Here is an 11,567-nt window from a genome sequence, read left to right on the forward strand (position 1 = left end):
ATTATTAACATTTAAGCATTGAGGAAATACAAATGGCAGGTACATTTGGTAATCCAGAAGTTGTCCAAGAAGAAGTGGACATCCTGATCATTGGTGGTGGTATGGCTGCGTGCGGCGCGGCGTATGAAATCATGCCTTGGATCGGCGCAGCGAAAGAAGCAGGCGTTGACATCACCGTTAAGTTGGTTGACAAAGCAGCAATGGATCGTTCCGGCGCAGTTGCACAAGGTTTGTCTGCAATTAACACTTACATCGGTCCAAACCAAGACCCAGCGGACTACGCTCGCATGGTCTCCAACGACCTGATGGGTATCACCCGTGACGACTTGGCTTACGACTTAGGCCGTAACGTTGACGATTCCGTGCATTTGTTTGAAGAATGGGGTCTCCCCATCTGGAAAACTGTAAACGGCGAACGTTTCGACGGTGCTACCTGGCCGAAAGAAGGCGGCAAGCTGTTGAAAGACGGCGGCGAGCCAGTCCGTTCCGGTAAATGGCAGATCATGATCAACGGCGAATCCTACAAGTGGATCGTTGCTGAAGCGGCGAAAAAAGCACTGGGTTCTGACAACATTCAGGAACGTGTTTTCATCGTTAAGCTAGTCAATGATGCTAACGACAAAAACCGCGTTGCCGGTGCTGTTGGCTTCTCTACTCGTGAAGACAAAGTATACGTTTACAAATTCAAGGCTTGCCTGCTGGTAGCCGGTGGTTGCGTAAACATCTTCCGTCCACGTTCCGTTGGTGAAGGCCAAGGCCGTGCATGGTATCCAGTATGGAACGCAGGTTCTACCTACACCATGGCTGCTGAAGCCGGTGCAGAACTGACCATGATGGAAAACCGTTTCGTTCCAGCACGTTTCAAAGACGGCTACGGTCCGGTTGGCGCATGGTTCTTGCTGTTCAAAGCCCAAGCTACCAACGCTTACGGCGAAGTGTATATGCAGAAGAACAAAGAACTGTTGAATGACTATCCTCCGTATGGTCAGGCAGCGGTTCCAGCATCTTGCTTGCGTAACCACTTGATGCTCAAGGAAATGAAAGAAGGTCGCGGCCCTATCTACATGGATACCGTTACCGCTTTGGGCAAACTGCGCGAAACCCTGTCTCCACGTGAAGTAAAGCACTTGGAAGCAGAAGCGTGGGAAGACTTCCTCGACATGTGTATCGGTCAGTGCGGTATCTGGGTTGGTGAAAACATCGAACCAGAAAAGAAAAACTCCGAACTGATGCCTACCGAACCGTACCTGCTGGGTTCACACTCAGGTTGCTGCGGTATTTGGGCTTCTGGTCCTGAAGACGTTGGTGCTCCGACCACTGAAGAACATCCTGACAAGGACAAGATCCCTGCTCATCTGCCACAAGGTTGGAACTGGGGCTATCGTGGTATGACCACAGTACGCGGCCTGTTCACTGCGGGTGACGGCGTTGGTGCTTCTGGTCACAAGTTCTCTTCCGGTTCACACACTGAAGGCCGTATGGCTGCACAGTCTATGGTTAAGTTCGTTATGGACAACAAAGACTGGACACCAACACTGGATACCCCGGTTGAAGCATTGGTTGAAGAAATCTACCGTCCAGTCCGTACTTTCCTGGAACACAAAGACTACACCACTGCGATTGATGTAAACCCACACTACATCACGCCACGTATGTTGCAGTTCCGTCTCCAGAAAATCATGGACGAGTACGTTGCAGGTGTTGCGACTTACTACACTACCAACGGTCACATGTTGGCAGTAGCGGAAGAAAAACTGGGTATGTTGAAAGAAGATGCGATGAAAATGCGTGCAAAAGACCTGCACGAATTGCTCCGCGCATGGGAAAACTATCACCGTATCCTGACGGCGGAAGCGCACATGAAGCACATCCAGTTCCGTCAAGAAAGCCGTTACCCTGGTTTCTACTACCGTATGGATCACAACTATGTGGACGAAGAAAACTGGCATTGCTTCGTAAACTCTGTTTACGACAAAGAAACTAAGCAGTGGACTGTGTTCAAACGCGCTCACAAAGACTTGGTTGATAAGTCCAAGCTGTTCAAGCCTGCTGCCCACTAATCGGGTTGCCTGACGACAGCACTAAGCCTTAGTTAACTAGGGTTTAGACCAACATCAGGGCATCTCAGGATGCCCTGGTTGTTATCTACGGTAGTAAATTCTGGAGGAGTTCACCGCATGAAAATTATCTTATTAGGCGGCCCCGGTGCTGGCAAAGGCACACAAGCCAATTTCATCAAAGAAAAATACAATATCCCTCAAATTTCCACGGGCGACATGCTGCGTGCTGCGGTTAAAGCAGGCACGGAAATGGGCATTGCTGCCAAAAAAGTCATGGACGCAGGCGGTCTGGTTTCTGACGAAATCATCCTCGGTCTGGTCAAAGAGCGCACGGCTGAAGCCGATTGTGCCAATGGTTTCTTATTCGACGGTTTCCCACGCACGTTGGCGCAAGCCGAATCGCTGAAAACCCAAGGTGTTGATATTGATGCGGTCGTTGAAATCGCGGTTGACGATGCCGAAATCGTGCGCCGCATGAGTGGTCGTCGCGTTCACGTGGCATCCGGTCGCACTTATCACGTCGTATTCAATCCACCAAAAGTGGAAGGCAAAGACGACGAAACCGGCGAAGACTTGATCCAACGTGCTGATGATGCGGAAGAAACCGTATTGAAGCGTCTGGAAGTGTATCACGCGCAAACTGCGCCACTGATCGGCTACTATTCCGCGTGGGCAGCCTCTGGTGAAGCCAATGCCCCGCGTTACATCCGTATCGAAGGTGTAGGTTCGGTTGACTCGATTCGCGACAATATTTTTGCGGCATTGGGTTAAGCGGCTGTAGGGACAGACCTGCGTGTCTGTCCTTTTCATCAGCAAAAGAGGGCGCACACGTAGGTGGGCCCCTACGAATAATATCAGGAGCAACAATGACTGCATCTCCCGAAAAAGTGGCTGCTGGCAAGGTAGTCCAGTTCACTTACCGCATCGCTGACCGTCATGGCGAGATTATGGAGCAAGTGGATTTGCCCTTGAGCATGGTATTCATGCGCCATAACCGCTTGTATGACGTGGTGGAAAAAGCCTTGGTGGGTTGCCGCGTGGGTGATGAAATATCCGTTGATGTTCCGGCGGTTGATGGCGCATGGGGCGAAGCCGATGCTGACCTGATTTTGGTGCAGGACATTGAGCATGTGCCGCCGCCTTACCGCAAAATCGGTGCGGAAGCGCAGTTCCAAGCCGAAAATGGCGAAATCAAAACCTTCCGCGTGACCGGTGTCACTGAAGAATCCGTGACTTTGGATGGCAATCACCCGTTTGCTGGGCAAACCATGACCTTCCACGTCAAAGTGATTGCGATCCGTGATGCCAGCAAGGATGAGTTATTGCACGGCATTGAATCCGGCGCACCGACCGATTTTGGCAGCACAACCATTCACTAACAACAGAGGCAGCATGTTATGGCAGTTCCTGATCTGACCGACCTCGAAAAATCCATTACCCAGCAAAGCATTAATGAACGTTGGCGCAACGGCGGCATCGTGGCAGAGGAAGTCGAAGTCGAACTGCGGCTTTCTAAAGCAGATCGTGACGTCACCGCTTGTCCCGCCATGTATTGGGAACATAACGGTTGCACTTTCCTCGTCGCCAAAACCGGCGAGAGCCGCTACCGTTCACAATTTTTCTATTCTGCCAAAGAACAATTCAACACCGGTATAGAGGAATACACCGATTTAGGCGACTGCGTTCTCTTCCTGCTGCGTTTGCAGGCAGACCACGAGAGCGAGCGCAATAAGAATTTTCCCACAGCTTGAAGAATCCACACGTTAGTTTGAGAGATCGCATAGAGGAGTTTGTGTTATGACCGTTAAGAATGCTTTTTACGCACAGTCCGGTGGTGTTACCGCCGTCATCAACGCTTCAGCCTGCGGCGTGATTGAAACCGCCCGCCAGCACAGTGACAAGATCGGCACGGTATACGCGGGGCAAAACGGCATTATCGGCGCATTGCTGGAAAACCTGATTGATACCAGCAAGATTTCCGATGCAGATGTCGCAGCCTTGCGCCACACCCCATCCGGCGCATTCGGCTCTTGCCGCTACAAGATGAAAAGTCTGGAAAAGAACAAGCGTGAATACGATCGTCTGATCGAAGTGTTCAAAGCGCATAACATCGGTTACTTCTTCTACAACGGCGGCGGTGACTCTGCGGATACCTGTTTGAAAGTTTCCCAATTGGCGGATGCTATGGGCTTCCCGATCCAAGCAATCCATGTCCCCAAAACAGTGGATAACGATTTACCTGTTACTGACAACTGCCCTGGTTTTGGTTCGGTTGCTAAGTACATCGCGGTGTCTACCCGTGAAGCGAGCTACGATGTGGCTTCCATGTGTGCCACTTCCACCAAGATTTTCGTGCTGGAAGTCATGGGGCGTCACGCGGGCTGGATTGCAGCGGCAGGCGGTTTGGCAGCCGATGCTAACAACGATATTCCGGTTGTTATCCTGTTCCCTGAAGTTGAGTTCAATCAGGAAAAATTCCTGGCGACCGTTGACGCGAAAGTGAAACAGTACGGCTATTGCAGCATCGTGGTCTCCGAAGGTTGCCATTATCCAGACGGCAAATTCTTGGCGGAGCAGGGCACTCGCGACTCGTTCGGTCATGCGCAATTGGGCGGTGCGGCTCCTGTCGTTGCGAATATGATCAAAGATGCGCTGGGGTATAAATTCCACTGGGCGGTTGCGGATTACCTGCAACGTGCGGCGCGTCACTTGTCGTCCAAGTCTGACGTGGAACAAGCTTACGCACTGGGCAAGGCTGCGGTTGAACTGGCACTGGAAGGCAAAAACTCGGTCATGCCAGCGGTTATCCGTGACTCCAATAATCCGTACACTTGGCACATTGGTTCAGGCGAGTTGAAAGACATTGCCAACGTCGAAAAAATGATGCCGCTGGAATACATCAGTGCAGATGGCTACGGCATTACCGACGCTTGCCGCGAATACCTGCAACCGTTGATCGAAGGCGAAGACTATCCGCCATACGAAAACGGGATGCCGAAATACGTGACGTTGAAGCATGTATTGCTGGATAAAAAGCTGCCAGCGTTCGAGCTGTAAACCTTAACTTCCCCACAAGTAACGCCCCTGTTTGCACAACAGGGGCGTTCTTTTTATACTGATCGTTTCATACAGTACATACCCCGGTAACTAAAGATCATGGCTGAAAAACTCGACATTCCTGAGGAATTCCAAAGCTCCCTCATTCCTGAACTGCTGACGGATGACACCACTATCCAGTTTAACTGCCACCCTGGTGTTTCCTGTTTCAATATTTGCTGTAAGGCTGCGGATGTAACCCTCGCACCGTATGACATCCTGCGCCTGAAAAAACGCTTGGGCATGACTTCCAGCGAATTCCTCGACAAGCATACCGTGCCGTTTGAGACGGATGGTCACGGCACTCCCGGCATCAAATTGCGTACTGACGACAACAAAACCTGTTTGTTCGTGCGTGAAGAAGGTTGCAGCGTATATGAAGATCGCCCTGCCGCTTGCCGTTATTACGGGCTGGGGCTGTTATCACACCGTGCGGCAGATACTTACCAAGACGTGCAATATTATTTTCGTAATAAGGAAGAGCATTGCCAAGGTTGGAATACTGACAAGGTGATGACCGTCCGCGATTACCGTGCAGCACAGGGCGTGCCAGAATACGACGAAATCAACCGCGAGTGGATGCAGTTGATGCTGAAGAAGAAATCAGCAGGCCCTGCGATTGGCAAGCCCGATCCGCTGAGTTTCCAGTTGTATTTCATGGCGAGCTTCGATATTGACCGCTTCCGTCGCTTTGTGGAAAGCCCCGCGTTTGCTAAGGCTTACATGATCAGTGATGAAGACCGTGCGTCTTTCCAAGATGACGTGATCTTGCAAAAGTTTGCCTTCCGCTTGCTGCGCCAAGTGTTGTTTGATGAGCAAACCATTCCGACGCACGAAAATGTTCTTGAAAAACGTTGGGAAGAGCGTAAGGATATTATTGAATTGCGCCACAAAGCTGCTGTTGAATTGCATTTGAAACGTGCCGAAGAAGAACGCCAAGCAGCTTTGAACAGTGGCTTAGAACCCGGTGCGGTTTAGTGAGCACAAAGCTGCTCGTATAAATTTCTGGGTTATTTCGGTTTTATCCGACTGGCGGGCTATCTACCCGCCGGAAAACCTGTATACTTAGCACTTCATTTTACATCGTTTCTTTCGAGTCTGCGGGCATCCTGTCTACATCCTCTTGAACGGTTTACGAAAACCTTAAGGAGGTTCTCATGGCTACTAAACTTTACGTTGGCAATTTGCCTTATTCCGTCACTCAACAAGGTTTGCAAGAAAAGTTCTCTGCATACGGCGAAGTGACATCTGTTAGCGTTATCACTGACCGTGATACCGGGCAAAACAAAGGCTTTGCATTCGTAGAAATGTCCAGCAGCAGCGAAGCTCAAAAAGCTATCGATGGCCTGAATGGTGCTGATATGGGCGGTCGCGGTATGAAAGTTAACGAAGCGAAACCACAAGCACCACGCGATAACAATCGCAGTGGTGGCGGTGGTTTTGGCGGTGGTCGTAGCGGTGGCGGCGGCGGCGGTCGCTGGTAATAAGCCCTCGGCTTAACCAAGCATTCCAAAAACCCGGCCTTGTGCCGGGTTTTTGCTTTTGCGACAATGACAACCAAATTAAGAGTTTTAGGGTAAAAATAATGACTGTTTCTGTCGCTATTATTTCCGATACGCACGGACATCTTGACCCGCGCATTATCGAAATCATCCGTGAGTGTGATTACGCCATTCATGCAGGGGATATTTGCGGGGAAAATGTACTCGCAGCGATGCAACCCAAAAGTGCAATGGTGATTGCGGTAGCGGGCAACAATGAACCACGTTGCATGATTGATTTTCCGCTGCCATCCATTAGTGAATTGGAATTGCCGGGCGGTAAGATTTGCATTGAGCATGGGCATGAACACGGGCATCACACCCCTTGCCACGATTCTTTACGTGCGCAACACCCTGATGCTCGCGTGATTGTTTACGGACATACCCATAAGATGGTGCAAGATAAAAGCGCGTTGCCGTGGGTGGTGAATCCCGGTGCGGCAGGGCTGACCCGCAATCATGGCGGGCCATCCTGTTTGGTGTTGAGTGCGAATGACCAGACTTGGGATATTCGCGAAATCCGTTTTGCGGATTAATTTACGCCGAGCAATTCAACGTCAAATACCAGCGTGGCGTTTGGTGGAATCACGCCGCCCGCGCCACGCGCACCGTAGCCCATTTCCGCAGGGATAATCAGGGTGCGTTGCCCGCCGATTTTCATGCCTTGTACGCCTTCATCCCAGCCTTTGATCACTTGCCCACCAGCCAGTGGGAATTGGAAAGGCTGTCCGCGATCACGGGAGCTGTCAAACTTCTTGCCGTGTTTGTCAGCAGCGGCTTCGTCATACAACCAGCCTGTGTAATGCACAGAAACCATCTTGCCAGCGGTAGCTTCTGCGCCGTCGCCTACTTTTACATCCGTTTTAACTAAATCGACCATTTTAATATCCGTTGCTTGTGGGGAAGAAGTGCCAGTGGTACTCGTTGTGGCGGTTTTATCCGAACACGCGCTCATAAAAACGCTGCCGGAGAGTGCCACTGCCAGTGCTAATAATGTGGTTGTTTTCATGTTTATCAATTCCTTGGCAAGAAAAAAGGGGCATTATGCCCCCTTTTCCCTAAACGTGCGATAAACGGTTAGTTATCGTTTATTTGTCAGCAATTTCACGCAATTTTTTGGATTGGATAATGTTGCCATTCAACGCTGCATCCAATGCGGAACGCCCAAATGCCACATCCATCAACTGGCTGTAGTACATGACCGGCATGTCGAAATTGGTCTTGTAACGCGCATTGATGTCATCTTGGTAGATTTCAACGTTGGCTTGGCACAGTGGGCATGGGGTGACGATCATGTTCGCGCCGCTGTCGTAAGCGGATTCGATGATGTCCTTGACCAATGCCTGACCTTTTTCCGGTTCAGAGAACATCAGCGCACCGCTACAGCAAGCAACTTTTTTGTCGTACTTGGTGAGGGCTTCCGCACCGAGGGTTTCGACCATCTTATCCAGATACATCGGGTTCTCGAACGATTCACCGGCAATTCCGAATGGGCGGTTGGTTTGGCAACCGACGTAACCGGCGATTTTCAGCCCTTCCAACGGCTTTTTAACCTTGGAACCCAACACGTCGTAGCCGATGTCTTCGATCAACACTTCCACCATGTGGCGGACTTTTTTGTTGCCCTTGTATTCCAGCTTCACCGATTGCAGCGCAATATTGGTTTCGGCTTTCAGGGTCGGGTTGTGGTTCAAGCGTTCCTGCACTTCGCGGGTGTTGAGCCAGCAAGCGGCGCAAGTGGCTACCACGTCCTGATCCGGGTGATGCTTTTCGGACAACGCCAAATTACGTGCGGAAAGCGTCATGCGCGGCAGTTCGCCACCGCCCGCATAACCGATGGAAGCACCGCAGCAGTTCCAATCCGGGATTGGATTCAGCTTGATGTCCAGCTCTTCGCACAGGGTTTCCACCGACTTTTCCAAGTTGGAAGACGATGCTCCCTTCTGGGAAGAACAGCCGGGGTAGTAAGAATATTCATGCTTTGCCATTGTTACCTCATCCTCCTCATTTCGCGTCAGTGTTGGTGCCGACACGTGCTGCTTCCAGCTCTTCGGCTTTTTTCAGCATGGCGTGGAAGCCAGAAAGATCGCTAACGCCATGCCCACCGAGCATTTCCATCGGTGACATACGCTTGGCTTTCATCATGTTTAACCCTAGCTTTTGTTTGCCCATCGACACTTTCACGCCTTCGGCGAAACCGTCTTTGAAGTACAAGCCCAGACCCAGTTTCAGCTCGTTGACACGACCTTTCTTGATCAGGTTATCCCAGAACATTTGCCCGAACTTTTCCGTTGGTTGGTTCTTGGGTTTCATGCCCATGCGCTTACCGTAGTGCGCCAAGCCGTGCATGATGTGCGTAATCGGCAGACCACGCGGGCAACGCGCCACGCAGTTGTAGCACGAGGTACACATCCACATCGAGGTGGATGACAGCACTTCGTCACGCTTGTTGGCGCGGATCATCATGAATAATTCTTGCGGCGGGTGATCCCAGTGCGGCCCCAGCGGGCACGAACCGGAACACACGCCACATTGCATACACATTTTGACCCAGTTGCCTTCCTCGACGTTATCCGTCACTTCTTTGAGGAAGTTGCCTTTGTATTTTTCAACCATCGCTTGATTGACAGCAGTAGTCATTCCAGCATCCTCCTTAGAACTTGAACGGGCTGAGGCCGACACGGTTAATCACTTCAACCATCTCATCCAGCAGTTTGGGTGCGCGGTCGATGTCGGTAATGGCGACTTCATGCACCGCGACGCGATCGGATTCGAGGTTCATGGTCGACAGGGTGTCACCGATTTTCGCCATCCTAACATGCGCCATTTCCGAGCCTTTGACAAAATGGCACTGATAATCTGCGCCTTTTTTGCAGCCCATCATCACCACGCCGTCATAGCCGCTACCCAATGCATCCTTAATCCAGATGGTGTTGGTCGAGCCGAGGCAACGCACTGGAATCACGCGGATAAACGCGCTGGATTCGTTGCGTTTCATGGCTGCCATGTCGAGGGCAGGGTAGGCATCGTTTTCGCACGCTAGTACCAGAATACGCGGCTTTTCCTGGAACTCATCCGGCACATCGACGGCTTTCAATTGCGCCCCGATGGTTTCGATGGAGTAGTTCTTGAAGGAAATAACCTGTACCGGGCAAGCACCCATGCACGTCCCGCAACGGCGGCAACGCGCTTCGTTGTATTGCGGGTAGCCTTTTTCATCTTCGTCAATCGCACCGAACGGGCATTCCACGGTGCAGCGTTTGCACTGGGTGCAACCTTCCTTACGGAATGACGGGAAGCTCAAGTCGCCGGAACGGGGGTGTGCTGCGCGACCAATCGCGGAGTTTTCAATCGCCTGAATCGCTTTCATCACCGCGCCCATTGCGTCGGTTTGCGCTTGCGCGGCATCCATTGGGCGGCGTACCGGGCCTGCACTGTAGATACCCGTGCGGCGGGTTTCATACGGGAAGCAGATGAAATGCGAATCGGTGAAACCATTCACCAATTGCGGCATATCCGGGCCTTGGCGGTAGTTCAGGTTGAGGATGGATTCGACGGAGACTTTCACTTCGCCGCTTTCGTCCTTGTCCTTCATGGTGTCGATGTCAGTACCGGAGTTGGGTAACATGCCCGTCGCCAATACCACCAGATCAGCACCCATCTGCGCGTCTTCGTCAAGGATCAAATCCTTGAAATTGACTTGCAAATCATTGCCTTTAACGTCAACTGTGGAGACTTTGCCTTTACGGAAAGTCACAAATTTGTCTTGCGCACTGCGGTAGAAGTTTTCGCCGCCAGCACCCGGTGTACGGATGTCGTCAAACAATACGGTGGTTTCAATGTCAGGGTTACTGTCTTTGAAATACATCGCTTGCTTGATGCTGGTAGCGCAGCAATGACCGGAACAGTAGGACAAATGCCCTTCCTTGGTACTGCGTTGACCCGCGCATTGCACGAATACCACGTTTTCGACCACTTTGCCGTCAGCACGTTTGATTGGGCCATCGCCTGCGGCGCGAGCCAGTGCTTCCAGTTCCAGTTGAGTCACAACGTTCGGTGATTTGCCGTAGCTGAATTCTGGCAGGTTATTGGCATCGTAAGGGGTGAAGCCAGTGGCTTGCACAATTGCGCCGAATTCAGCGTGCGTGCCTGCGCCTACGGTAGAGGCAATATCCACCTCGAAACGCCCTGGCGCACCCGCAGTTTTCGCAATGCTGGAATTCAGGTAAACCGTGATTTTGTCATCGGCTTCCACCGCTGCGATCAGGGCTGCAACGCCGGTATCTTGCGGGTTTTGGAACGGGGAATGTTCCGGCTGGCGTTGCTTGAGTTGCCCCATCACGCCGCCCAAACGGTCGGACTTTTCGATAATGCTGGCGTAGTAACCGGCTTTGGAGGCTTCGAGTGCCGCCGTCATGCCGGTAATGCCGCCGCCGACCACCATAATGTGGTTGTTTTTGCCTTGCTCACCGCTGGCATCGGCTTGTTGCATCGCTTTGACTTCGGCGCAACCCATGCGGATGTAGTCGGCTGCCATTTCCTGCGTGGTTTCGTCGTGTTCGCTGCCTTCAGGACGAATCCAGATGACACCTTCACGCAAGTTGACGCGCGCGGTTGGCACTGCCCCGAAGTTGAAACTTTCGGTTTTGGCACGGCGCGAACACGCCATAATGACCGCTTTGGTTACTTTGTCGTCGCCTTCCGCTGCCATGTCGGCTTTGATCATGTCCACGCCTGCCTGACTGCACAGGAAGTCGTGGGTCTTGCAGAAGCCAATCCGACCTTCGCGCACGGCTACTGATTCGAGGGATTTAGTGTCAAGACGGTCGCCAATGCCGCAACCCGTACACAGATAACCACCAATTTTCAT

Annotated in this window: 12 protein-coding genes; 8 read left to right on the plus strand and 4 right to left on the minus strand. The window is 51.8% G+C overall.

Annotated features, from left to right (window positions below; all coding sequences use genetic code 11):
* Window positions 1-32: 32 nt before the first annotated feature.
* From aprA to QJT81_03325, 8 genes are all read left to right on the plus strand, one after another.
* The gene (gene aprA / locus QJT81_03290) at window positions 33-2,060 is read left to right on the plus strand and encodes an adenylyl-sulfate reductase subunit alpha (GenBank protein ID WGZ95024.1); all 2,028 of its coding nucleotides are present in this window, start codon (window positions 33-35) and stop codon (window positions 2,058-2,060) included.
* Between the two features lie 117 nt (window positions 2,061-2,177).
* Window positions 2,178-2,831 carry an adenylate kinase gene (gene adk / locus QJT81_03295; protein WGZ95025.1) on the plus strand — a complete coding sequence of 218 codons (654 nt, stop codon included), beginning with the start codon at window positions 2,178-2,180 and terminating at the stop codon, window positions 2,829-2,831.
* A gap of 95 nt (window positions 2,832-2,926) precedes the next feature.
* The gene (locus QJT81_03300) at window positions 2,927-3,439 is read left to right on the plus strand and encodes a hypothetical protein (protein ID WGZ95026.1); all 513 of its coding nucleotides are present in this window, start codon (window positions 2,927-2,929) and stop codon (window positions 3,437-3,439) included.
* 18 nt (window positions 3,440-3,457) lie between these two features.
* Complete coding sequence (locus tag QJT81_03305) at window positions 3,458-3,811, plus strand: hypothetical protein (protein WGZ95027.1); 354 nt, start codon at window positions 3,458-3,460, stop codon at window positions 3,809-3,811.
* 46 nt (window positions 3,812-3,857) lie between these two features.
* Window positions 3,858-5,117, plus strand: a complete 1,260-nt coding sequence (locus tag QJT81_03310) for a 6-phosphofructokinase (GenBank protein WGZ95028.1) — start codon at window positions 3,858-3,860, stop codon at window positions 5,115-5,117.
* Window positions 5,118-5,216: 99 nt separating this feature from the next.
* Window positions 5,217-6,134: a YkgJ family cysteine cluster protein gene (locus tag QJT81_03315; protein WGZ95029.1), complete on the plus strand. Its 918-nt coding sequence runs from the start codon at window positions 5,217-5,219 to the stop codon at window positions 6,132-6,134.
* A 179-nt stretch (window positions 6,135-6,313) separates the two neighbouring features.
* Window positions 6,314-6,640, plus strand: a complete 327-nt coding sequence (locus QJT81_03320; GenBank protein WGZ95030.1) for an RNA-binding protein — start codon at window positions 6,314-6,316, stop codon at window positions 6,638-6,640.
* Between the two features lie 101 nt (window positions 6,641-6,741).
* Complete coding sequence (locus QJT81_03325) at window positions 6,742-7,233, plus strand: metallophosphoesterase family protein (protein WGZ95031.1); 492 nt, start codon at window positions 6,742-6,744, stop codon at window positions 7,231-7,233.
* Here the strand turns inward: QJT81_03325 and QJT81_03330 are convergent.
* From QJT81_03330 to QJT81_03345, 4 genes are all read right to left on the minus strand, one after another.
* On the minus strand, window positions 7,230-7,706 hold the full coding sequence (locus tag QJT81_03330) for an FKBP-type peptidyl-prolyl cis-trans isomerase (GenBank protein WGZ95032.1): 477 nt from the start codon (window positions 7,704-7,706) through the stop codon (window positions 7,230-7,232). The two genes, QJT81_03325 and QJT81_03330, sit on opposite strands and share 4 nt — an antisense overlap.
* A gap of 79 nt (window positions 7,707-7,785) precedes the next feature.
* Window positions 7,786-8,685, minus strand: a complete 900-nt coding sequence (locus tag QJT81_03335) for a CoB--CoM heterodisulfide reductase iron-sulfur subunit B family protein (protein WGZ95033.1) — start codon at window positions 8,683-8,685, stop codon at window positions 7,786-7,788.
* Window positions 8,686-8,701: 16 nt separating this feature from the next.
* Window positions 8,702-9,337, minus strand: a complete 636-nt coding sequence (locus QJT81_03340) for a 4Fe-4S dicluster domain-containing protein (GenBank protein ID WGZ95034.1) — start codon at window positions 9,335-9,337, stop codon at window positions 8,702-8,704.
* A 13-nt stretch (window positions 9,338-9,350) separates the two neighbouring features.
* Window positions 9,351-11,567 carry a hydrogenase iron-sulfur subunit gene (locus tag QJT81_03345; GenBank protein WGZ95035.1) on the minus strand — a complete coding sequence of 739 codons (2,217 nt, stop codon included), beginning with the start codon at window positions 11,565-11,567 and terminating at the stop codon, window positions 9,351-9,353.

The sequence above is a fragment of the Candidatus Thiothrix putei genome, from assembly GCA_029972225.1.
Classification (GTDB): Bacteria; Pseudomonadota; Gammaproteobacteria; order Thiotrichales; family Thiotrichaceae; genus Thiothrix; species Thiothrix putei.